This is a genomic window from Streptomyces sp. NPDC031132 (assembly GCF_055570595.1).
Map to the genome: position 1 here is coordinate 518,735 of NZ_JBVIGX010000001.1, position 22,018 is coordinate 540,752.

The following is a 22,018-nucleotide window of genomic DNA, read 5'->3' on the forward strand; positions in this document are numbered from 1 at the left end:
TCCGGACGTGTGAGCGGGTATCGTCGTGGCGATATGAGCAGCGAGAACCTCCCCCAGACCCCTGAGCAGCAGGGCCGCAAGCCCCGCGTGGCCGTCGTGTTCGGCGGCCGCAGCTCGGAACACGCCATCTCGGTCGTCACGGCGGGCGCCGTGCTGCGCTCCATCGACCGGTCCAAGTACGAGGTGCTGCCGATCGGCATCACCACGGACGGCCGGTGGGCGCTGACCGCCGACGAGCCCGCGCGGATGGCCATCGCCGACCGCAAGCTCCCGAGCGTCGAGGAGCTTGCGGTCTCCGAGGACGGCGCCGTGGTGCTCTCCGTCGACCCGGCCAACCGCGAGGTCGTCTACACCGAGCCGGGAGCCGTCCCCAAGGCCCTGGGCGAGGTCGACGTCGTCTTCCCGATGCTGCACGGCCCGTACGGCGAGGACGGCACCCTGCAGGGCCTCCTGGAGCTCTCCGGCATCCCGTACGTCGGCTCGGGCGTCCTCGCCTCCGCCGTCGGCCAGGACAAGGAGTACATGAAGCGGGTCTTCACCTCCTTCGGCCTCCCCGTCGGCCCGTACGTGACCATCCGCCCCCGCGAGTGGGACGCGGACCAGGACGCCGCCAAGGCGCGGATCCTGGAATTCGCCGGCGAACACGGCTGGCCGCTCTTCGTCAAGCCCGCCCGGGCCGGCTCCTCCATCGGCATCACCAAGGTCGACGACGTCTCCGGCCTGGACGAGGCGATCCTCGAGGCCCGGCGCCACGACCCGAAGATCCTCGTGGAGGCGCTGCTGCGCGGCCGCGAGATCGAGTGCGGGGTGCTGGAGTTCGAGGACGGGCCGCGCGCGAGCGTCCCCGCCGAGATCCCGCCGGTCTCCAGCCACGACTTCTACGACTTCGAGGCGAAGTACATCGACTCCGCCTCCGGGATCGTGCCCGCCCCGCTGACCCCGGAGCAGACCGCCGAGGTGCAGCGGCTCGCGGTCGAGGCATTCGATGCCGCGTCCTGCGAGGGCCTGGTGCGCGCCGACTTCTTCCTCACCGAGGACGGCATTTTCGTCATCAACGAGATCAACACCATGCCGGGCTTCACGCCGATCTCCATGTACCCGCGGATGTGGCAGGAGTCGGGCATCGAGTACCCGGAGCTGGTGGACCGCCTGATCCAGGCGGCCCTGCGCCGCTCCACCGGGCTGCGCTAGACCCAGCCGCAGAGCGCAATGCCGACCGCCCGCCGGGATTCCCGGCGGGCGGTCGGTGTGCGGAGCGGGGTCCCGGCCGTCGGGCCGGGTGGCCGTCAATACGAAGAGATGCCCTCCGGAACGGTCCTGGCCACCACGCCGGACAGACCGACCAGCATGCCCGCATCCGTGGCATGCTCCTTGTCGACCCGGACCTCGGTGTAAGCCAGCCGCATCCCGGTGATGAACCGGAACCCCCCGCCGGCGCTGTCGGGGACCTCCTTCAGCAGCCACCGGACGCCGTCGACCTCGACGCCGCCCAGCTTTTCATCCGTCATCTCGGGGGGCTTGGGGATACCGCACCGCAGTACGATCGCCGAGCCGCCCCACGCGGCGGTCAGATCCGACTCCGGCGCGGTCCTGGCCCGCACCAGGCCGGCCACCGTCTCCGGGAGCTCCTTGTGCAGTGCTGCACAGAAACCCGCGACGGCGGCGGGCGGCGTGGGCGGCGGGTCCACCCGGGCTTCGGAATCACCCGGGGTACAGCCGGCGAGGGCCAGTACCGCGACCAGTACGGGCAGGGCGGGCAGACGCAGGGGCCGGCGGTGGAAGGACGTCACCGGCCAAGAGTAGACGGGGGCTACAGATGGACCACCGGGCAGGTCAAGGTGCGGGTGATGCCCTCCACCTGCTGGACCTTGGCGACGACCATGCGGCCGAGCTCGTCCACGGTGTCGGCCTGGGCGCGCACGATCACGTCGTACGGGCCCGTCACGTCCTCGGCCTGGATCACCCCCGCGATCTGGCTGATGGACTCGGCGACGAACGACGCCTTGCCCACCTCGGTCTGGATAAGGATGTACGCCTGTACCACGGAACCTCCAGGGCGGCCACGAGGATCAATTCCCCTAACCTTCGGGTGGGCCCAGGGATTCGGGTGGGCCCGGGGAAGAAGGGACGCCACGGTACCGCGTTGCCGAGCACCACGGGGAGACCCGGGGGCACGGCGCCACGCACAGCGGGGCGTACGGAGAGCAGAAGTTGACGTATCTGTTGACGGTACCCAGAGCTGTGACGGCTCGCGACCGCAAGCGGACTGGGCAAGAAGGGGCACAGCGATGAAGGGCACTGTGGGCGAGCTGGGGGAGTTCGGGCTCATTCGGGAGCTCACCTCACGGCTCACCACCACCCCGGCGGTCCGGCTCGGACCGGGCGACGACGCCGCGGTCGTGTCGGCCCCCGACCGGCGGGTCGTGGCGAGCACCGACATCCTGCTCGAGGGCAGGCACTTCCGGCGCGACTGGTCCACGGCGTACGACGTCGGCCGCAAGGCCGCCGCGCAGAACCTGGCCGACATCGCCGCCATGGGCGCGGTGCCGACCGCACTGCTGCTCGGCCTGGTCGTCCCGGCCGAGCTGCCGGTCACCTGGCCCACCGAGCTGATGGACGGGCTGCGCGACGAGTGCCAGGTCGCCGGCGCGGCCGTGGTCGGCGGCGACGTCGTCCGCGGGGACACCATCACCGTCGCCATCACCGCCCTCGGCGACCTGCGCAACCACGAGCCCGTGCTGCGCTCCGGCGCCCAGCCCGGCGACGTCGTGGCCGTCACGGGCTGGCTGGGCTGGTCCGCGGCCGGATTCGCCGTGCTCTCGCGCGGCTTCCGCTCCCCGCGGGCCTTCGTCGAGGCGCACCGGCGTCCCGAGCCCCCGTACCACGCGGGCCCCGCGGCCGCCGGACTCGGCGCCACCGCCATGACCGACGTCAGCGACGGCCTGATCGCCGACCTCGGGCACATCGCGGAGGCCAGCAAGGTACGGATCGACCTGCGCTCGGCGGCCGTCGACATCCCGACCCAGATGCACGACATCGGGCAGGCCGTCGGGGTCGACCCCTTGCAGTGGGTGCTCACCGGAGGGGAAGATCACGCCATCGTGGCGACCTTCCCGCCCGACGTGAAACTGCCGGCCCGCTGGAAGGTCATCGGGGAGGTGCTGAACCGGTCCGCGCTGCCGCAGGTGACCGTGGACGGCGCCCCCTGGACGAGCACCGGCGGGTGGGACCACTTCGGCTCCGACCCGTCCACCGAGGAGACCACCAGATGACCGACGCGCCACCGCTGTGCCTGACCGTCGCCGGATCCGACTCCGGCGGTGGCGCCGGGATCCAGGCCGACCTCAAGACGATGCTGGCACTCGGCGTGCACGGGATGAGCGTGGTGACCGCCGTGACCGCGCAGAACTCCCTCGGGGTCCAGGGGGTCTGGGAACTGCCCGCCGAGGCCGTACAGGCCCAGTACCGGGCCGTCGTGGACGACATCGGCGTGCACGCGGTCAAGACCGGGATGCTGTCCTCCGCCGCGCTGGTGGAGACGGTGGCCGAGCTGCTCGCCGCCACCTCCGCCCCCGCCGTCGTGGACCCCGTCGGGGTCTCCAAGCACGGGGACGCGCTGCTCGCCGACTCGGCGCTGGACGCCGTACGCAAGGAGCTGCTGCCGCGGGCCACCGTGGCCACGCCCAACCTGGACGAGGTGGCGCAGCTCACGGGCGTGGTGGTGGAGAGCGAGGACGACATGCGGCGCGCGGCCGACGCGGTCCTCTCGTACGGGCCCGAGTGGGCGCTGATCAAGGGCGGCCACCTGGCGGCCCACGGGAACGAGGCCGCCGACCTGCTGACCGACGGCGAGACCCAGCTGTGGCTGCGGGCGCCGCGCCACGACAACCGGCACGCGCACGGCACCGGCTGCACCCTCGCCAGTGCGATCGCCGCCGGGCTCGCCAAGGGCCAGGACGTGCCGCAGGCCGTCATGGAAGCCAAGGAGTACGTGACCGGCGCCATCGCGTCCGGCTTCGCGCTCGGCGGCGGCATCGGCCCGGTGGACCACGCCTGGCAGTGGCACCGCTGAGGCGACCGGACCACGGAACCCCGGACAGCAGTGGACCCCCGCATCACATGATGCGGGGGTCCACTGCCGCCCGGTCGGTCCAGGCAAGGCAAAAGGCCGGTCCACCAGGTGGACCGGCCTTTTTGGCAACCGGAAAGGCTGCGCTACGACGGTTGGCGTCAGCGCGAGACCTTGCCGGCCTTGATGCACGAGGTGCAGACGTTGAGGCGCTTCGGCGTCCCACTGACCATGGCACGAACGCGCTGGATGTTCGGGTTCCAGCGACGCGAGGTGCGGCGGTGCGAGTGGGAGATGTTGTTGCCGAAGCTCGGCCCCTTGGCGCAAACGTCGCAGTTGGCAGCCACAGGTCACTCCAAAGACTTCAGATGCACTTACAGTGAAATCCGGCGCACCGGATCAGAAGTCTGAGAAGTCTGAGTGGTTTGCCGGGGGAATGGCCCGACTCTCATCGGGCAACCGGAGCAGCATACAACGACTGCGTCGGTCCAAGAAAACTACCATGGCTGCCACCGACCCCGCCCCGCGGTCCCGGACGCCCGGCAGTCCTTGGTTACCCTGCGGTGAACCCTGGCCCGCACAAGGAGGAACGCCCGGTGCCGCACGAGCCGCAGCCGCAGCACGCCGACGAGCTCGACGCCCGAGCGGTGCGCACCTGGAGCTCGCTGGCCGTGGCCGCACTGGGCCGGGCCCGCGAGGACATCGACGCGATCAACGTCTACCCGGTCGCGGACGCTGACACCGGCACCAACCTCTACCTGACCGCCGAATCGGCGGACCGCGCACTGGCCGTGGCCCTCGGGACGGCGCCCGCGGACGTGAGCGAGACCACAGGACCCGGGCCGCACCCCGGGGCCCGGATCCCCTCCCTCGCCCAGGCCGTACGGGCCTACGCGCACGGCGCCCTCATAGGCGCCCGGGGGAACTCCGGGACGATCCTGGCGCAGCTGCTGCGCGGAGTGGCCGACGTCCTGGGGGACGAGCCCGGGGACCGCGGGCCCGGCCGGCTGCTCGCCCAGGCGCTGACCCGGGCCGCCGAGGAGGCCTACCGGGCGGTCGCACACCCGGTGGAGGGCACGATGCTCACCGTCGCCGCCGCGGCGGCACGGGCCGGCGAGGCGGCCGGGGCGGCCGCCGGAACCGCCGCGGACGTGGCCCGGGCCGCCTACGACGCGGCCCGCGCGGCCCTGGCGGACACCCCGGGGCAGCTGGCCGAGCTGGGCCGGGCCGGGGTGGTCGACGCCGGGGGCTGCGGACTGGTCGCCGTACTCGGGGCGCTGTGGCAGGCGCTGTCCGGCCAGGAGCCCGCCGCCGAGGCGGTCCGCGGCCGGGCCGTGCCCGTACCGCGACCGCCGCAGCCCTGCGACGCGGAGGAGCAGGGCGGGCCCGCGTACGAGGTGATCTACCTCCTGGAGGCCGCCGAGCAGGCCGTGGCGGAGCTGCGCGAGCGCCTCGACGGGCTCGGGGACTCCCTGGTCGTGGTCGGCGGCGACGGACTGTGGAACGTGCACGTCCACGTCGACGACCCCGGCGCCGCCGTGGAGGCCGGCGTGATCGCCGGGCGGCCGTACCGGATCCGCATCACCCACTTCGGCGACGAGCGGCGCCGGGCGCGCGGGCAACGCGTCCAGCGGGCCGTGGTCGCCGTGGTCCCGGGCGAGGGGCTGGCCGGGCTGTGCGGGGAGGCGGGCGCAACCACCGTGCTCGCCCGCCCCGGAGAGGCCCCGGACGCCGCCGCACTCGTCGATGCCATCCGGCGCGCGCACGCCCGGGAGGTGGTGCTGCTGCCCGGCGGCGCCGACCAGCGTGCCGCCGCGGCCGCCGCGGCCGAGCGGGTCCGCGCCGACGGCGTACGGGTGGCGGTGATCCCCACCCGGTCCGCGGTCCAGGGCTTGGCCGCCCTCGCCGTGCACGACCCGGACGGCAGCTTCGACGAGGACGTCGTCGCCATGACCGCGGCGGCCGGCGCCACCCGCTACGCGGAACTCGCCGTCGCCGAACGGCAGTCCTTCACCTCCGCCGGCATCTGCCAGGCCGGGGACGTGCTCGGGCTCATCGACGGAGACGTCGCCGTCATCGGCGCTGGCCTCACCGAGACCGCCGAGGCCGTCCTGGAGCGGATGCTGGGCTCCGGCGGCGAACTCGTCACCCTGGTCCTGGGACCGGAGGTGCCGGACGCCCTCGCCGAGCGCCTGGAGGCGTACGTACAGCACGGGCACCTGGCGGTGGACACCGTCACCTACCACGGCGGCCGGTACTCGGCGCCCCTCCTCATCGGGGTCGAATAGCCGGCTTGTCAGCGCGATGGTGTGCAATGAACACGTGCCCGCGCTCGACGAAGACCTCAAGAAGACGCTCGGCCCCGCCACCGCCAAGGTGCTGGCCGAGCAGCTCGGCCTGCACACGGCCCTGGACCTGCTCCACCACTACCCGCGGCGGTACGCCGAGCGCGGCGAGCTGACCTCGCTGGCGGAGCTCGCCGACCAGATCGACGAGCACGTGACGGTGGTCGCGCAGGTGGCCGACGCCCGGATCCTGACGTTCAACGGGGGCCGCGGCAAGCGCCTGGAGGTGACCATCACCGACGGCAGCGGCCGCCTCCAGCTGGTCTTCTTCGGGGCGGGCGTCCACAAGCCGCACAAGGAGCTGCTGCCGGGCAGCCGCGCGATGTTCGCGGGCAAGGTCGGCATGTTCAACCGCAAGCTCCAGCTGGCCCACCCCGCGTACGAGCCGCTCGGCGCGGAGGCCTCCGACCGGGACGCCGCCACCGCGTTCGCCAACCAGCTGATCCCGATCTACCCGGCCTGCGCCAAGCTGGAGTCCTGGAAGATCGCCAAATGCGTGGACGCCGTACTGCCCAGCGCCCAGGAGGCCGTGGACCCGCTGCCGGACGCACTGCGCGAGGGCCGCGGGCTGGTCCCGCTCACCGAGGCCCTGCTGAAGATCCACCGGCCGGGCACCAAGGCCGACATCGACGACGCCCGGCAGCGGCTGAAGTGGGACGAGGCCTTCGTCCTCCAGGTCGCCCTGGCCCGCCGCCGGCACGCGGACTCCCAGCTCCCGGCCGTCCCGCGCCGCCCCGCACCCGGCGGCCTGCTCGACGCCTTCGACGCCAAGCTCCCCTTCACCCTCACCGAGGGCCAGCAAAGCGTCTCGAAGGAGATCTTCGACGACCTGGCCACCGAACACCCCATGCACCGCCTCCTCCAGGGCGAGGTCGGCAGCGGGAAGACGATGGTCGCGCTGCGGGCCATGCTCGCCGTCGTGGACTGCGGCGGGCAGGCCGCCATGCTGGCTCCCACCGAGGTGCTCGCCCAGCAGCACCACCGCTCCATCACCGAGATGATGGGCGAGCTCGCCGAAGGGGGCATGCTCGGCGGCTCCGACCGGGGCACCAAGGTCGTGCTGCTCACCGGCTCCATGGGGATGCCCGCGCGCCGCCAGGCCCTGCTCGACCTGGTCACCGGCGAGGCCGGCATCGTGATCGGCACGCACGCGCTCATCGAGGACAAGGTCCAGTTCCACGACCTCGGCCTGGTCGTGGTCGACGAACAGCACCGCTTCGGCGTGGAGCAGCGCGACGCGCTCCGGTCCAAGGGGAAGCAGCCCCCGCACCTGCTGGTGATGACCGCGACCCCGATCCCGCGCACGGTCGCGATGACCGTCTTCGGAGACCTGGAGACCTCCGTCCTCGACCAGCTGCCCGCCGGCCGCTCCCCGATCGCCACCCACGTCGTACCGGCCAAGGACAAGCCGCACTTCCTGACCCGGGCCTGGGAGCGGGTGCGGGAGGAAGTCGAGAACGGGCACCAGGCGTACGTGGTGTGCCCGCGCATCGGCGACGGCGAGGACGACCCGAAGAAGAAGACCGCGGAGGACGACGGCGAGAAGCGGCCGCCGCTGGCCGTCCTGGAGATCGCCGAGCAGCTCACCCGCGGGCCGCTCGCCGGGCTGTCGGTGGAGGTGCTGCACGGCCGGATGGACCCGGCCGACAAGGACGACGTCATGCGCCGCTTCGCCGCCGGCGAGGTCAAGGTGCTGGTCGCCACCACCGTCATCGAGGTCGGCGTGAACGTCCCGAACTCCACGGTCATGGTGATCATGGACGCGGACCGGTTCGGCGTCTCCCAGCTCCACCAGCTGCGCGGCCGCGTCGGCCGCGGCTCCGCGCCGGGCCTGTGCCTGCTGGTCAGCGAGATGCACGAGGCGAGCCCCGCCCGGGCCCGGCTCGCCGCGGTCGCCGCCACCCTGGACGGCTTCGAGCTCTCCCGGATCGACCTGGAACAGCGCCGCGAGGGCGACGTGCTGGGCCAGGCCCAGTCGGGCGTGCGGTCCTCGCTGCGCATGCTCGCGGTCATCGAGGACGAGGAGGTCATCGCCCAGGCACGGGAGGAGGCCACCCGCGTGGTCGCCGCAGACCCGGAACTGGAGCGGCTGCCGGGTCTGAGGAGCGCGCTGGACGCCCTGCTGGACACCGAGCGGGAGCAGTACCTGGAGAAGGGCTGAGCGGTACCGCCCGGGGCCGCCCGGAGCGGTACGACCTATCGTTGGACTCCGCAGTACCGGGCAGGAGCGGAAACGGCCCGGGCCGCACCCGGCAGTACCCCGACCGCCACCGTCGTACCGAAGGACCCCCAGATGACCCGCGTGATCGCCGGCAGCGCCGGCGGGCGACGGCTGACCGTGCCCCCGGGCACCGGCACCCGGCCGACCTCGGACCGGATGCGCGAAGGCCTGTTCTCCACCTGGGAGTCGCTGCACGGCGTCGAGGGCGCCCGGGTGCTCGACCTGTACGCCGGCTCCGGCGCCGTCGGCCTGGAGGCCCTCTCCCGCGGCGCCTCCCACGCGCTGCTGGTCGAGCCCGAGGCCAAGGCCGCCAAAGCGGTCCGGGACAACATCAAGGCGCTGGGCCTGCCCGGCGCCGAGTTCCGGGCCGGCAAGGCGGAGCAGATCGTCGCGGCCGCCGCGGGCGGGGACCCGTACGACGTCGTCTTCCTGGACCCGCCGTACGCCGTCGATCACGGCGATCTTGGCGAGATCCTCCTCACACTCCGCGCCAATGGCTGGATCACGGACGATGCGCTCGTCACCGTGGAGCGCAGCACCAGGAGCGGTGCCTTCCCGTGGCCCGAGGGCTTCGAGCCGCTCCGGTCGCGCAAGTACGGTGAGGGCACCCTGTGGTACGGCCGCGCCGCCTTCACCAGCGAAGACTCATGAACGAGGGAGTTCAGTTGCGCCGCGCAGTCTGTCCGGGGTCCTTCGATCCCATCCACAACGGACACCTCGACGTCATCGGACGCGCCTCCAAGCTGTACGACGTCGTGCACGTCGCGGTGATGATCAACCAGTCGAAGCAGAGCCTGTTCACCGTCGAGGAGCGGATCGAGCTGATCCGCGAGGCGACGGCCGACTACGGCAACATCGAGGTCGAGTCCTTCCACGGCCTGCTCGTCGACTTCTGCAAGCAGCGGGACATCCCGGCCATCGTCAAGGGCCTGCGCGCGGTCAGCGACTTCGACTACGAGCTCCAGATGGCCCAGATGAACATGGGCCTCTCGGGCGTCGAGACGTTGTTCGTCCCGACCATCCCCACCTACAGCTTCCTGTCCTCCTCGCTGGTCAAGGAGGTCGCTACCTGGGGCGGCGACGTCGCCCACCTGCTGCCGGAGCACGTCCACGCGGCGCTCCTGGAGCGGCTGCGCAACCGCTGACCGACTGACGGGCCATCAGGCAGTGTCGGGGGTCCGTCCGGTGGCCTTACAGTCGTCCCGTCCGTCTCAGGAACCGCCCGAGGCCGAGAGAGTGCGAGCCCCCATGGACGTGCAGAAGAAGCTCGACGAGATCGTCGCGGCCGTCGGCGGCGCCCGGTCCATGCCCATGTCGGCCTCCTGCGTGATCAACCGCGCCGAGCTGCTCGCCCAGCTCGAAGAGGTGCGCCAGGCGCTGCCCGGCTCGCTCGCGCAGGCGCAGGAGCTCATCGGCGGCCGGGAGCAGATGGTCGAGGACGCCCGCCGGGAGGCGGAGCGGATCATCGAGTCCGCGCACGCCCACCGCGGTTCGCTGATCTCCGACACCGAGGTCGCGCGCCGCTCGCAGGCGGAGGCGGACCGGATCCTGGCGGACGCCCGCAGGGAGGCCGAGGAGATCCGGGCCGAGGCCGACGACTACGTCGACAGCAAGCTCGCGAACTTCGAGGTCGTCCTCAGCAAGACCATCGGCTCGGTCGACCGCGGCCGCGAGAAGCTGCTGGGCCGCGGCCCGGGCCTGGACGACCAGGGCTACCCCGACGCGGACGCGCCCGAGCGCAGCCACGACCCGGACACGCAGCGGCAGCAGGCGGACGCGTACGTGGACACCAAGCTGGCGACCTTCGAGGCGGTGCTCTCCAAGACCCTCGAGGCGGTCGGCCGGGGCCGCCAGAAGCTGCTGGGCCGGGTGCCCACGGACGACCTCGGCGCGCACATGGCCGCCCAGGACGCCGCGGGCGGGCAGCAGTCCCGCTCGGCGAGCGACGCGGACTTCCTGGCGGGCCTGGCGGAGCCGGAGGCCGCGACGGCCCCCGCGATCCCGGCGCAGGCCCAGCAGGAGCCCGCGTACGACGCGTACGGCTACCAGCAGCACCAGCAGCAGGACGCCTATGCCTACCAGGACCCCTACGGCTACCAGCAGCAGGTCCAGCAGCCGGATCCGTACGCGACGATGGGCTACGAGCAGCAGCCGGACCCCTACGCGGCCTACCAGCAGCAGCCGCAGGCCCCGCAGCAGCCGCAGCAGCCCGCCCTCGACGAGACCAGCCTCTTCGACACGAGCATGATCAACCTGGACCAGCTGCGCCAGTACGAGCAGGGGCGCTAGGGGGTGTCGTCACAGTCCCGTCTGGCCGGCGTCACGGGCGGACGACGCTACTTTGACAACACCCCCTAGGGCCGGATTGGGCTCAGAGCGAAGCGCCGGGTATCCTGGCTCTTCGGTCGCGCGTATGCACCGCGATCCATGCTGCCCGCAAGTGGCGGAAATCTTGATCTTCAGCGATCTGTGAAAGCAGGAACGGCCCTGAATACCCGCCTCGACCACCGCAACCCCCTCGTGTTCGACACGCACGAGCTGGGTCGGCGTCCTGGTGCCATGCAGCGGCTGTCCCGTGAGATCGCGGCACCGGCGGACCTCGGTCTCGTCGGCGTCATCGGGGTACCGGAAGGTGCCCCGCTGAAGCTCAGCCTCCGCCTCGAGTCGGTCATGGAAGGGGTGCTTGTCACAGGCACCGCCCGTGCATCGGCCGTAGGGGAGTGCGTAAGGTGTCTGGAGCCCGTCGAGCGTGAGCTCAAGGCGGACTTCCAGGAGATGTTCTCGTACCCTGACGCCGACGACCGGAGCCGCAGCAAGGCGGAGCCGGCCGACGACGCCGAGGACGACGAGGACACGCTCTTCCTCGAGGACGGTTTGTTCGACCTCGAACCCGTGCTGCGGGATGTGGTGGTGCTCGCACTGCCCATGCAGCCGGTGTGCCGGGAGGACTGTCTCGGACTGTGCCCCGATTGCGGGCTCAGCCTGAACGACGACCCGGACCACCACCATGACGCCGTCGACATCCGTTGGGCGGCACTGCAAGGACTCGTCACCGATCAGGGCGTCGAGAAGGACAACATGAGCGGCACTGCCTCTGACGGAGTTCAGGGCGCCGCCGAGAAGCAGGAGAAGTAGCCGTGGCTGTTCCGAAGCGGAAGATGTCGCGCAGCAACACGCGCCACCGCCGGTCGCAGTGGAAGGCTGCGGTCCCCACCCTGGTTTCGTGTGAGCGTTGCCAGGAGCCGAAGCTCCAGCACATTGCGTGCCCGAGCTGCGGCACCTACAACAAGCGCCAGGTCCTCGAGGTCTGAGCGGCTGGTGAGAGGCGCAATGTCTGAGCTGTCCAACGCTGAGAAGCAGGCAGACAGTAACAACGCGGCCTCGTCCCACACGCTTCTGGAAGGGCGGCTCGGGTATCGACTCGAGTCCGCCCTTCTGGTGCGTGCACTGACCCACCGCTCGTACGCGTACGAGAACGGCGGTCTGCCCACCAACGAGCGCCTGGAGTTCCTCGGGGACTCCGTGCTCGGCCTGGTGGTCACGGACACGCTGTACACGACCCACCCCGACCTGCCCGAAGGCCAGCTGGCCAAACTGCGGGCCGCGGTGGTCAACTCGCGCGCACTGGCGGAGGTCGGGCGCGGCCTCGACCTCGGCTCCTTCATCCGGCTCGGCCGGGGCGAAGAGGGCACGGGTGGCCGGGACAAGGCCTCCATCCTCGCCGACACGCTTGAAGCGGTGATCGGCGCGGTCTACCTCGACCAGGGCCTCGAAGCGGCCTCGGAGCTGGTCCACCGGCTCTTCGACCCGCTCATCGAGAAGTCCTCGAACCTCGGGGCCGGCCTGGACTGGAAGACCAGTCTCCAGGAGCTCACGGCGGCCGAAGGCCTCGGCGTACCGGAATACCTGGTCACCGAGACCGGTCCGGACCACGAGAAGACCTTCACCGCTGCCGCCCGCGTCGGTGGTGTCTCGTACGGCACCGGCACCGGCCGCAGCAAGAAGGAAGCGGAACAGCAGGCTGCGGAGTCCGCATGGCGCGGTATCCGTGCCAAGGCGGACGAGCGGATCGCGGCGGAAGCCGCTGCCGCCGCGGCCGCAAAGGTCACGGTGGCGGCCCCGGCCGACATCGAGGCCCCGGCCGAGGACGGCGGGTCGCCGACGCCCGCCGAACCGACGCCGAACGGCTGAGCCCTTCCTTCGGGATCTCCCGCCCGCCCCTGCCGCGCAGGGGCGGGCGGACCCGTTTCCGGGCCCGGCGGGGCAGGCCGGTACGCTCGCCGGGAGCGACCAGAACGCACCCATCCGGAGGACCACCGTGCCCGAGCTGCCCGAAGTCGAAGTCGTACGGCGGGGCTTGGAGCGCTGGGTGGCCGGCCGGACCGTCGAGGCCGTCGAGGTGCTGCACCCGCGCGCGGTGCGCCGCCACCCCGCCGGCGGAACCGATTTCGCGGCGCGGCTGACGGGCGAGACGATCGGGGTCGCGCAGCGGCGCGGCAAGTACCTGTGGCTGCCCCTGGAGGGGCGGGACCTCTCCGTGCTCGGGCACCTCGGCATGAGCGGACAGCTCCTCGTGCAGCCCGAGGAGGCCGCCGACGAGAAGCACCTGCGCATCCGCGTGCGCTTCCGGGACACCGCCGGGACCGAGCTCCGCTTCGTCGACCAGCGCACCTTCGGCGGGCTCTCGCTCCACGAGAACACGTCCGACGGGCTGCCCGACGTCATCGCGCACATCGCCCGGGACCCGCTGGACCCGCTCTTCGACGAGGCGGCCTACCACGCGGCCCTGCGCGCCAGGCGGACCACCGTCAAGCGGGCCCTGCTGGACCAGTCCCTGATCAGCGGGGTCGGGAACATCTACGCCGACGAGGCGCTGTGGCGGGCCAGGCTGCACTACGAACGCGCCACCGCCACGCTGACGCGCCCCCGGAGCGCGGAACTCCTCGGGCACGTCCGGGACGTGATGAACGCGGCCCTCGAGGTCGGCGGCACCAGCTTCGACAGCCTCTACGTCAACGTGAACGGAGAGTCCGGCTACTTCGACCGCTCGCTCGACGCCTACGGGCGTGAGGACGAGCCGTGCCGGCGCTGCGGCACCCCGATGCGCCGGCGCCCGTGGATGAACCGGTCCAGCTACTTCTGCCCGCGCTGTCAGCGGCCGCCGCGCGTGGTGTCGTAGGACTCCCTGGCGGTCAGCACCCGGGGCATGCTGCCCTCGAGGAAGTGGATGAGCGCGAGCAGCCGGTCGGCGACCTCGACGCCGAGCGGGGTCAGCTCGTAGTCGACGCGCGGCGGGTTCGTCGGCTGTGCCTCGCGGTGGACGATGCCGTCGCGCTCCAGCGCCTGCAGGGTCTGGGAGAGCATCTTCTCGCTCACGCCGTCGACCTTGCGGCGCAGCTCGTTGAAGCGGCACGAGCCGTCGCGCAGGGCGCCCACGGTGAGGCTGCCCCAGCGGCCCGTGACGTGCTCCAGGGTCTCCCGGGACGGGCACGCGCGCGCGAAGGCGTCGAACGGAAGCTGTGTCTCCATGGCGACCAGCTTAACTCCGCACAGCGCTTACCAGAAGCTTGCGCTTTCGGTCGGTAAGTGCTCGCGAGGGCTCGTCGTGGTGCTGGGCTAGAAGCCGAAGTCCTGGGTCCACCAGGGGCCGCCGGCCGCGACGTAGGCGCCGACGCCCAGGGTGCGGAACTCGCAGTTGAGGATGTTCGCCTTGTGGCCCGGGCTGTTCATCCACGCGTTCATGACCGCCTGGGCGTCACCCTGGCCGCGGGCGATGTTCTCGCCGCCGAGCCCGGAGAGGCCCGCCTTGGTGGCGCGGTCCCACGGGGTGTTCCCGTCGGGGTCGGTGTGGTCGAAGAAGCCGCGGGTCGCCATGTCCTTGCTGAAGGCGCCGGCCAGCGCCGCGAGCGGCGGGTTCGCCCGGACCGGACCGCAGCCGGCCTGCGCGCGCTCCTGGTTGACCAGGGTCAGTACGGCGGCCTCCTCCGCGGAGTGACCGTCGTCGGGCGTCGGGACCGGCGGGACCGGCGGCTTGGGTGCGGCCGTCTTCGGCGGCACCGGCACCGGGACCGGCTTCTTCTCCGGCTTCGGCGCTTCCTTGGCCCGGGCAGGGGTGGAGGTGGCCGGGGTGGGCGTGGCGGAGCGGCTCGGCGAGGCCGACGGGGAAGGGGAAGCCGACGGCGAGGGGGAGGCCGAGGGGGACGGGGAGGCCGAGGAGGGGGACGGGCTGCTCGTGTCGGGCGCCGACGAGGCGCGCCCGGACAGGTTGGCGAGGCCGCCCTGCTGCTCGATCGCGGTGTCGGGGCTCGGTGAGGCCTTCGCCTCGGTCCGCGTCTCGGTGGTCGGGCTGTCGGCGCTGACGCCGACATAGGGGAAGGAGGTGCTGACCGGCACCATGCCGGTGGTCACCGCCGCCGTGCCGAGGGCCACGGCCACGGAGACGCCCAGCAGGCCGCCCCGCACGAGGGCGCGGCGCTTGTCACCGCGGTCGGGTGCGGCGGGGAGTCGGTGGCGTCCCATCGGCGCGTACCTTCCTTGCAGCTCAAGATCATCCCTTACTCACCCAAATGGGTGAGTTCATTGCTGCGCGACTGTACGCGATGGGGCGCGGGGGCGGTGTGGGGCGAAACTCTTCGCCCGGTTAGCGTTCACGCATGAATGAAGATGTCCGCCTGACCGCCTGGGTGCGCGGCCGTGTACAGGGAGTGGGCTTCCGCTGGTTCACCAGGGCCAATGCGCTGGAGATCGGTGGAGTCGTCGGGTTCGCGCTCAACCTCGACGACGGACGAGTGCAGGTGGTGGCCGAAGGTCAACGTGAGAATTGCCACCGGCTGCTCGACTGGCTGCGCTCCGCCGACACGCCCGGGAGGGTCGACGGAGTGACAGAGATCTGGGGCACACCGCGCGGTGGCTACGACGGGTTCGTCAGCAGGTGACCGATCGGCTGATCATGTACTGATCACACCTCTGCACGCTCCGCACCTGGTCGGATCTGCACGTTCGCCGTCGACGCGTTGCCGGTCGGCCCGAACCGTGGAAGGCTCGAATCAGCGGACGATCTCCACATCCCTTGGGAGAGCCGGGCTGCCCGCCGATACGGGGCGTGATCGTGTTGACCGTCAAACTTTTTGGTGAGACGCTGGAAGCCCCGCGCACCTGAGCTGTTTGGCAGTGCTGGTACTAGTAAGCGCAGTGACTGACAGTCGCTGCCGGACATCCGCGGGTGCGATTCCCTCACGACCCACACCGCTTCGGTCGGTCACTCAGTGTGGAGGACCATCCATCATGGCAAAGGCGCTTCTCGGTTACGTCGGCGGTTCCGATCCGCGACTCCTCGCCGAGATGCGACGGCTTCAGCAGCGCGTCCAGGACCTCGAGTCCGAGCTCGTACGGATTCAGTCCGAAAACGACGCGCTGAATGCGGCCGCCGCTCAGCACGGAGACTCGCTGCTGGACCGCATCGACATCGACGTACCCCAGGCGGAGCCTGCGCTCACCTGACGCTCACCTGATCCGCGCTCAACTCGTCGCTCGACTACAGCCCCGCATGATCTGCAAGGGACGCTCCGGCGTCCCTTCTTTCTTTGACCACCGCGTCAGCGACCACCGCGTCACTCGTGCGCGAGCACGTTGGGCCAGGTGGGGGGCCGATTCCTTTAACGTCAGTTGTGCCCTGCACCTTCATGGGTGAAACCGAACGCGAAAGGTAGAGTCCGGCGGCGTGCACCTCAAGTCCCTGACCCTGCGTGGCTTCAAGTCCTTCGCCTCTGCAACCACCCTGCGCTTCGAGCCCGGCATCACCTGCGTCGTGGGCCCGAACGGCTCGGGCAAGTCCAACGTGGTGGACGCGCTGTCCTGGGTCATGGGGGAGCAGGGTGCCAAGTCCCTGCGCGGCGGCAAGATGGAGGACGTCATCTTCGCCGGGACCACCGGGCGGCCGCCGCTGGGGCGCGCCGAGGTCTCGCTGACCATCGACAACTCCGACGGCGCCCTGCCGATCGAGTACGCCGAGGTCACCATCACGCGGATCATGTTCCGCGGCGGCAGCAGCGAGTACCAGATCAACGGCGACACCTGCCGGCTGCTCGACATCCAGGAGCTGCTCTCCGACTCCGGCATCGGCCGCGAGATGCACGTCATCGTCGGCCAGGGCCAGCTGGACTCCGTGCTGCACGCCGATCCGATGGGCCGCCGCGCCTTCATCGAGGAGGCGGCCGGCGTACTCAAGCACCGCAAGCGCAAAGAGAAGGCGCTGCGGAAGCTGGACGCGATGCAGGCCAACCTCGCGCGCGTGCAGGACCTCAACGACGAACTGCGCCGTCAGCTGAAGCCGCTGGGGCGACAGGCCGCGGTGGCCCGGCGGGCCGCGGTCATCCAGGCCGACCTGCGCGACGCACGGCTGCGGCTGCTCGCCGACGACCTGGTCACGCTGCGGGGCGCGCTCGACGCGGAGATCGCGGACGAGGCGGCGCTGAAGGAGCGCAAGGAGGCGGCCGAGGCCCAGCTCGCGGAGGCGCTGCGGCGCGAGGCGGAGCTTGAGGAAACGGTGCGGCAGTTGACGCCGCGGCTCCAGCGGGCCCAGCAGACCTGGTACGAGCTGTCGCAGCTGGCCGAGCGGGTACGGGGGACTGCGTCCCTTGCCGACGCGCGGGTCAAGTCGGCCTCGGCCCCGGCGGAGGAGGAGCGGCGAGGCCGCGATCCGGAGGACATGGAGCGGGAGGCCGCGCGGATCCGCGAGCAGGAGGCGGAACTGACGGCTGCGCTGGAGGCGGCCTCGCGGGCGCTCGAGGACACGGTCGAGCACCGGGCGGAGCTGGAGCGGTCGCTGGCCGAGGAGGAGCGGCGGCTGCGGGACGCCGCGCGGGCCATCGCCGACCGGCGCGAGGGGCTGGCCCGGCTGACGGGGCGGCTGGGCGCGGCCCGGTCCCGGGCGGGGGCCGCGCAGGCGGAGATCGACCGGCTGGTGGCGGCGCGGGACGGGGCCGAGTCCCGGGCCGCGGCGGCGCAGGCGGAGTACGAGGCGCTGGCCGAGGAGGTCGGCGGGCTCGAGGACCCGGCGGTGGACGAGGAGTACGCGACGGCGCGGGCGGAACTCACGGCCGCGGAGGCCGCGCAGACGGCGGCGCGGGAAGCGGTGACGGCCGCGGAGAAGTCGCGGGCGGCGGTGTCGGCGCGGCGGGATGCGCTGGCGCTCGGGCTGCGGCGGAAGGACGGCACGGGAGCGCTGCTCGCGGCGCGGGAGCGGCTGGCCGGGCTGCTCGGGCCGGCGGCGGAGCGGCTGTCGGTGACCCCGGGGTACGAGGTCGCGGTGGCGGCGGCGCTGGGCTCGGCGGCGGACGCGCTGGCGGTGGCCTCCCCGGGCGCGGCGGCCGGCGCCATCCGCCACCTGCGGGACGCGGATGCGGGCCGGGCCACCTTCCTGATCACCCCGGCCCCGGCGGACCCGTCGGCCGGGATCCCGATCCCGGGTCAGGCCGTGGCCGCTGCCGGCTTGGCGGCCCACTCGGCCGCGGTCCCGTTCCCGGGGCACGCCGCGGGCCCGGGTGGCGGCGCGGCTGCCCTGCCCCGGGCGGGTTCGCCGTCCGGGACGCCCTTCCCGGGCCGGGCCGGGTCCGCGGAAGGCCCGACGGGCCGGGCGGCCACCGGCCGGGATGCGGCGGATCCGGCGGGCCCTTCGGCAGCGCCCCCGGTCCCGGGGGAGTCCGCGGTTGACGGGGTCGGGCCGGGGGGAGCCTTCCCCCACCCCGCCCCGTCCCGCAGCACTGCATCATGCGGCTCCTCCGCGTGGCAGGGCCCCGCCACGGACCCCGCGCCGCAAACGCCCGCGGGGGCGGCGCCCGCAGGGGCTGCCGCGCTCCCCGCCGCGCGGGACGAGCAGGGTTCCGCGTCGGACCCCGCCCCCGCGGCGTTGCCTGCCGTGGGGTTGGTGCAGGGGGACGTAGAGGTCGTGCGGGCCGTGGCCTGGGTGTTGCGGGAGTACGTCGTCGTCGGGACCCTCGACGAGGCCGAGGGGGTCGTCGGGGCGCGGCCCGACCTCGTCGCCGTGACCCTCGACGGGGACGTGCTCGGCGCGCACCTCGCGTACGGGGGTTCCGCAGGGGTTCCCAGCCTGATCGAGGTGCAGGCCGCCGTCGACGAGGCGGAGGGCGAGCTCGTACGGCTCGATACGCAGTGCGCGGAGCTCGGCGCGGCACGGGACGCGGCACAGGCCCTGCGGCGGGAACTCGTCGCGCGGGTCGAGGAGATCGGCGAGCGCCGCCGGGCCGGGGAGCAGGCCCGGGCCGGGGTGGCGCAGCAGCTGGGGCGGCTCGCCGGGCAGGCGAAGGGGGCCGCCGGGGAGGCCGAGCGCAGTGCCGCCGCCGCGGCCAAGGCCCAGGACGCGCTGGAGCAGGCGCTGGCCGACGTCGAGGAGTGCGCCGAACGCCTGGCCATCGCCGAGGAGATGCCGGTCGAGGAGGAGCCCGACACCGCGGTGCGGGACCGGCTCGCCGCCGACGGGGCCAACGCCCGGCAGACCGAGATGGAGGCCCGGCTGCAGCTCAGGACCCACGAGGAGCGGGTCAAGGGCCTGGCCGGCCGGGCCGATGCACTCGACCGCGGGGCCCGCGCCGAGCGGGAGGCCCGGGCCCGCGCCGAGCGGCGCCGCGCACGGCTGCGCCACGAGGCCGAGGTGGCCCGCGCCGTCGCCGACGGAGCCCGGCAGCTGCTCGCGCACCTGGAGGTCTCGCTGCGCCGGGCCGAACAGGAGCGCGCCGCCGCCGAGTACGCCAAGGGCCTGCGCGAGCGGGAGCTCGGCGACGCACGGACCCGCGGCCGCGACCTCAAGGGCGAGCTCGACAAGCTCACCGACTCCGTGCACCGCGGCGAGGTGCTCGGCGCCGAGAAGCGGCTGCGCATCGAGCAGGTGGAGTCGCGTGCGCTGGAGGAGTTCGGGATGGAGGCCGCCGGTCTCGTCGCCGAGTACGGGCCGGACCAGCCCGTGCCGCCGAGCCCGCCCGCCGAGGGGGAGGACCCGGACGAGGACGCCGCGCCGGAGCCCTTCGTACGCGCCCGGCAGGAGAAGCGGCTCAAGGCGGCCGAGCGCGCCTACCAGCAGCTCGGCAAGGTCAATCCGCTCGCCCTGGAGGAGTTCGCGGCGCTGGAGGAGCGCCACCGGTTCCTGAGCGAGCAGCTCGAGGACCTGCGCAAGACCCGGGCCGATCTCCTTCAGGTCGTGAAGGAGGTCGACGAGCGCGTCGAGCAGGTGTTCACCGAGGCCTACCGGGACACGGCCCGGGAGTTCGAGGGGGTGTTCTCGCGGCTGTTCCCCGGCGGCGAGGGCCGGCTGATCCTCACCGACCCCGACAACATGCTGACCACCGGCGTGGACGTGGAGGCCCGGCCGCCCGGCAAGAAGGTCAAGAGGCTCTCCCTGCTCTCCGGCGGCGAGCGGTCGCTGACGGCCGTCGCCTTGCTGGTGTCCATCTTCAAGGCCCGGCCCAGCCCGTTCTACGTGATGGACGAGGTCGAGGCCGCGCTCGACGACACCAACCTGCAGCGGTTGATCCGGATCATGGAGGAGCTCCAGGAGAGCTCCCAGCTGATCGTCATCACGCACCAGAAGCGGACGATGGAGGTCGCCGACGCGCTGTACGGCGTCTCCATGCAGGGCGACGGCGTCTCCAAGGTCATCAGCCAGCGACTTCGTTGACTCCCGCCCGCCCGCCCCCTTCACTTCACTTAGTGAAGACATCTGCGGCAGCTTCCGAGTCGGCTCTGTGCGGAATCGGGCCCATCCCCCCTCTTGACTTCAGAAAGTGAAGCCATAGGCTCTGCTGTGCCGTGTTGACGTTCAGGTGGTGGCAAGCAGTTTGCTGTGCGCCACTAGAGGAACACGAGCAAGCAGCAACGAGACCCCCACACAGCCCGCCGTCGCCGCCGGGCCCAGGAGCGCACCTTGACCAGCACAGCGAACGCACCCGCGTCAGGCGGTGGAAGCGCGTCCCAGCCCGACCACCTCGGCCACGTCATCTTCATCACCGCGGCCGCTGCCATGGGCGGCTTCCTCTTCGGCTACGACAGCTCCGTCATCAACGGCGCCGTGGAGGCCATCCGCGACCGCTTCGACGTCGGCTCGGGCGCCCTCGCCCAGGTGATCGCCGCCGCACTGATCGGCTGCGCCTTCGGCGCGGCCACCGCCGGGCGCATCGCCGACCGGATCGGCCGTATCCGCTGCATGCAGATCGCCTCCGTCCTGTTCACGGCGAGCGCCATCGGCTCCGCCCTCCCGTTCGCCCTCTGGGACCTCGCCACCTGGCGCGTGATCGGCGGCTTCGGCATCGGCATGGCCTCGGTCATCGGCCCCGCCTACATCGCAGAGGTCTCCCCGCCCGCCTACCGCGGCCGGCTGGCCTCTTTCCAGCAGGCGGCCATCGTCATCGGCATCGCCGTCTCGCAGCTGGTCAACTGGGGCATCCTCAACCTCGCCGACGGCGAACAGCGCGGCGAGATCGGCGGCCTGGAAGCCTGGCAGTGGATGCTCGGCGTGATGGTCGTGCCGGCCGTGCTCTACGGGGTGCTGTCCTTCGCCATCCCCGAGTCCCCGCGCTTCCTGGTCTCCGTCGGCCGCACGGAGAAGGCCAAGGAGGTCCTGCGGGACGTCGAGGGCAAGGGCATCGACGCCGACGCCCGCGTCCGCGAGATCGACCACGCCATGCGGTCCGAGCACAAGTCCACCTTCAGGGACCTGCTCGGCGGCCGCTTCGGGTTCCTGCCCATCGTGTGGGTCGGCATCGGACTCTCGGTCTTCCAGCAGCTCGTCGGCATCAACGTGATCTTCTACTACAGCTCCTCGCTGTGGCAGTCGGTCGGCATCGACCCCAGCTCTTCGTTCCTGTACTCCTTCGAGACGTCGGTCGTGAACATCATCGGTACGGTGATCGCGATGGTCTTCGTGGACCGGCTCGGCCGCAAACCCCTGGCGCTCATCGGCTCCGTCGGCATGGCGCTGTCGCTCGGAACGGCGGCCTGGGCGTTCTCCTTCAAGTCCGGAACCGGCGACGACATCGCCCTGCCGCACGCGCAGGGCATCGTGGCCCTGATCGCCGCCAACTTCTTCGTGCTCTTCTTCGCCCTGTCCTGGGGCGTGGTGGTCTGGGTGCTGCTCGGCGAGATGTTCCCCGGCCGCATCCGCGCCGCCGCCCTCGGTGTGGCGGCCGCCGCCCAGTGGATCGCCAACTGGCTCATCACCGTCACGTTCCCGACGCTGTCCGACTGGAACCTGTCGGGCGCCTACATGATCTACACGTTCTTCGCCGTGCTTTCGATCCCGTTCATCCTCAAATGGGTGCCGGAGACCAAGGGCAAGGCGTTGGAGGAGATGGGGTAACCACCCCCGCCAACACC

The 22,018-nt window shown here is 72.0% G+C and carries 21 protein-coding genes; 16 read left to right on the forward strand and 5 right to left on the reverse strand.

Translation table 11 applies throughout. The features are described 5' to 3' along the window. Positions 1–33: 33 nt before the first annotated feature. Entirely contained in the window at positions 34–1,191 is a 1,158-nt protein-coding gene (locus tag ACZ49B_RS02355; protein WP_468299615.1) for a D-alanine--D-alanine ligase family protein, read from the forward strand. Positions 1,192–1,286: 95 nt separating this feature from the next. Here the strand turns inward: ACZ49B_RS02355 and ACZ49B_RS02360 are convergent, their stop codons facing one another. Continuing rightward, positions 1,287–1,790, reverse strand: a complete 504-nt coding sequence (locus tag ACZ49B_RS02360) for a DUF3515 domain-containing protein (protein WP_468299617.1) — start codon at positions 1,788–1,790, stop codon at positions 1,287–1,289. A 20-nt stretch (positions 1,791–1,810) separates the two neighbouring features. Further along, positions 1,811–2,044 (reverse strand): Lrp/AsnC ligand binding domain-containing protein, encoded by a 234-nt coding sequence (locus tag ACZ49B_RS02365; RefSeq protein WP_030298511.1) that lies wholly within the window; start codon positions 2,042–2,044, stop codon positions 1,811–1,813. A 244-nt stretch (positions 2,045–2,288) separates the two neighbouring features. Here ACZ49B_RS02365 and ACZ49B_RS02370 point away from each other — a divergent pair, with 244 nt between their 5' ends. Together ACZ49B_RS02370 and thiD are read left to right on the forward strand one after the other, a co-directional pair. Beyond that, on the forward strand, positions 2,289–3,272 hold the full coding sequence (locus ACZ49B_RS02370; RefSeq protein WP_468299620.1) for a thiamine-phosphate kinase: 984 nt from the start codon (positions 2,289–2,291) through the stop codon (positions 3,270–3,272). Next, entirely contained in the window at positions 3,269–4,072 is an 804-nt protein-coding gene (gene thiD / locus ACZ49B_RS02375; RefSeq protein WP_468299622.1) for a bifunctional hydroxymethylpyrimidine kinase/phosphomethylpyrimidine kinase, read from the forward strand. Before ACZ49B_RS02370 ends, thiD begins: the two co-directional genes overlap by 4 nt. A 158-nt stretch (positions 4,073–4,230) precedes the next feature. Here thiD and rpmB read toward each other — a convergent pair whose 3' ends face one another. Continuing rightward, positions 4,231–4,416, reverse strand: coding sequence for a 50S ribosomal protein L28 (gene rpmB, locus ACZ49B_RS02380; RefSeq protein ID WP_030298506.1), 186 nt, complete (start codon positions 4,414–4,416; stop codon positions 4,231–4,233). 249 nt (positions 4,417–4,665) lie between these two features. Here rpmB and ACZ49B_RS02385 point away from each other — a divergent pair, with 249 nt between their 5' ends. The 9 genes from ACZ49B_RS02385 (at position 4,666) to mutM (ending at position 13,814) form a co-directional block, all read left to right on the forward strand. Next, positions 4,666–6,357, forward strand: coding sequence for a DAK2 domain-containing protein (locus tag ACZ49B_RS02385; protein ID WP_468299624.1), 1,692 nt, complete (start codon positions 4,666–4,668; stop codon positions 6,355–6,357). A gap of 16 nt (positions 6,358–6,373) precedes the next feature. Then, the gene (gene recG / locus ACZ49B_RS02390; protein WP_468299626.1) at positions 6,374–8,575 is read left to right on the forward strand and encodes an ATP-dependent DNA helicase RecG; all 2,202 of its coding nucleotides are present in this window, start codon (positions 6,374–6,376) and stop codon (positions 8,573–8,575) included. 132 nt (positions 8,576–8,707) lie between these two features. Then, positions 8,708–9,286 (forward strand): 16S rRNA (guanine(966)-N(2))-methyltransferase RsmD, encoded by a 579-nt coding sequence (gene rsmD, locus ACZ49B_RS02395; RefSeq protein WP_468299628.1) that lies wholly within the window; start codon positions 8,708–8,710, stop codon positions 9,284–9,286. Positions 9,287–9,300: 14 nt separating this feature from the next. Further along, complete coding sequence (gene coaD / locus ACZ49B_RS02400; RefSeq protein ID WP_468299868.1) at positions 9,301–9,780, forward strand: pantetheine-phosphate adenylyltransferase; 480 nt, start codon at positions 9,301–9,303, stop codon at positions 9,778–9,780. Between the two features lie 103 nt (positions 9,781–9,883). Next, positions 9,884–10,924, forward strand: coding sequence for a DivIVA domain-containing protein (locus tag ACZ49B_RS02405; protein ID WP_468299630.1), 1,041 nt, complete (start codon positions 9,884–9,886; stop codon positions 10,922–10,924). Positions 10,925–11,062: 138 nt separating this feature from the next. Then, positions 11,063–11,770: a YceD family protein gene (locus ACZ49B_RS02410; RefSeq protein WP_468299632.1), complete on the forward strand. Its 708-nt coding sequence runs from the start codon at positions 11,063–11,065 to the stop codon at positions 11,768–11,770. A gap of 2 nt (positions 11,771–11,772) precedes the next feature. Beyond that, the gene (gene rpmF / locus ACZ49B_RS02415) at positions 11,773–11,946 is read left to right on the forward strand and encodes a 50S ribosomal protein L32 (RefSeq protein ID WP_003965982.1); all 174 of its coding nucleotides are present in this window, start codon (positions 11,773–11,775) and stop codon (positions 11,944–11,946) included. Between the two features lie 19 nt (positions 11,947–11,965). Beyond that, positions 11,966–12,826, forward strand: coding sequence for a ribonuclease III (gene rnc, locus ACZ49B_RS02420; RefSeq protein WP_468299634.1), 861 nt, complete (start codon positions 11,966–11,968; stop codon positions 12,824–12,826). Between the two features lie 127 nt (positions 12,827–12,953). After that, entirely contained in the window at positions 12,954–13,814 is an 861-nt protein-coding gene (gene mutM, locus ACZ49B_RS02425) for a bifunctional DNA-formamidopyrimidine glycosylase/DNA-(apurinic or apyrimidinic site) lyase (RefSeq protein WP_468299636.1), read from the forward strand. On the opposite strand, the gene ACZ49B_RS02430 is transcribed toward mutM, so the two are convergent. Further along, a complete protein-coding gene (locus tag ACZ49B_RS02430) occupies positions 13,787–14,164 on the reverse strand; it encodes a winged helix-turn-helix transcriptional regulator (RefSeq protein WP_468299638.1) in 378 nt (125 codons plus the stop codon). The two genes, mutM and ACZ49B_RS02430, sit on opposite strands and share 28 nt — an antisense overlap. 87 nt (positions 14,165–14,251) lie before the next feature. Continuing rightward, complete coding sequence (locus ACZ49B_RS02435; protein WP_468299640.1) at positions 14,252–15,154, reverse strand: CAP domain-containing protein; 903 nt, start codon at positions 15,152–15,154, stop codon at positions 14,252–14,254. A gap of 134 nt (positions 15,155–15,288) precedes the next feature. Here ACZ49B_RS02435 and ACZ49B_RS02440 point away from each other — a divergent pair, with 134 nt between their 5' ends. The 4 genes from ACZ49B_RS02440 (at position 15,289) to ACZ49B_RS02455 (ending at position 22,001) form a co-directional block, all read left to right on the forward strand. Continuing rightward, positions 15,289–15,570, forward strand: a complete 282-nt coding sequence (locus tag ACZ49B_RS02440; RefSeq protein ID WP_266997234.1) for an acylphosphatase — start codon at positions 15,289–15,291, stop codon at positions 15,568–15,570. Positions 15,571–15,919: 349 nt separating this feature from the next. Further along, positions 15,920–16,135, forward strand: coding sequence for a hypothetical protein (locus tag ACZ49B_RS02445; protein ID WP_030162422.1), 216 nt, complete (start codon positions 15,920–15,922; stop codon positions 16,133–16,135). Between the two features lie 220 nt (positions 16,136–16,355). Next, positions 16,356–20,324 (forward strand): AAA family ATPase, encoded by a 3,969-nt coding sequence (locus ACZ49B_RS02450; protein WP_468299642.1) that lies wholly within the window; start codon positions 16,356–16,358, stop codon positions 20,322–20,324. Between the two features lie 246 nt (positions 20,325–20,570). Further along, on the forward strand, positions 20,571–22,001 hold the full coding sequence (locus ACZ49B_RS02455; RefSeq protein ID WP_468299644.1) for a sugar porter family MFS transporter: 1,431 nt from the start codon (positions 20,571–20,573) through the stop codon (positions 21,999–22,001). Positions 22,002–22,018 lie beyond the last annotated feature (17 nt).

Excerpts from the sequence above, each read along its gene's own strand:
- ACZ49B_RS02355 (WP_468299615.1), top strand. The coding sequence starts at position 34 with ATGAGCAGCGAGAACCTCCCCCAGACCCCTGAGCAGCAGGGCCGCAAG.
- ACZ49B_RS02370 (WP_468299620.1), top strand. The coding sequence starts at position 2,289 with ATGAAGGGCACTGTGGGCGAGCTGGGGGAGTTCGGGCTCATTCGGGAG.
- thiD (WP_468299622.1), top strand. The coding sequence starts at position 3,269 with ATGACCGACGCGCCACCGCTGTGCCTGACCGTCGCCGGATCCGACTCC.
- recG (WP_468299626.1), top strand. The coding sequence starts at position 6,374 with ATGGTGTGCAATGAACACGTGCCCGCGCTCGACGAAGACCTCAAGAAG.
- rsmD (WP_468299628.1), top strand. The coding sequence starts at position 8,708 with ATGACCCGCGTGATCGCCGGCAGCGCCGGCGGGCGACGGCTGACCGTG.
- ACZ49B_RS02405 (WP_468299630.1), top strand. The coding sequence starts at position 9,884 with ATGGACGTGCAGAAGAAGCTCGACGAGATCGTCGCGGCCGTCGGCGGC.
- ACZ49B_RS02410 (WP_468299632.1), top strand. The coding sequence starts at position 11,063 with ATGCTGCCCGCAAGTGGCGGAAATCTTGATCTTCAGCGATCTGTGAAA.
- rnc (WP_468299634.1), top strand. The coding sequence starts at position 11,966 with ATGTCTGAGCTGTCCAACGCTGAGAAGCAGGCAGACAGTAACAACGCG.
- ACZ49B_RS02430 (WP_468299638.1), bottom strand. The coding sequence starts at position 14,164 with ATGGAGACACAGCTTCCGTTCGACGCCTTCGCGCGCGCGTGCCCGTCC.
- ACZ49B_RS02435 (WP_468299640.1), bottom strand. The coding sequence starts at position 15,154 with ATGGGACGCCACCGACTCCCCGCCGCACCCGACCGCGGTGACAAGCGC.
- ACZ49B_RS02440 (WP_266997234.1), top strand. The coding sequence starts at position 15,289 with ATGAATGAAGATGTCCGCCTGACCGCCTGGGTGCGCGGCCGTGTACAG.
- ACZ49B_RS02445 (WP_030162422.1), top strand. The coding sequence starts at position 15,920 with ATGGCAAAGGCGCTTCTCGGTTACGTCGGCGGTTCCGATCCGCGACTC.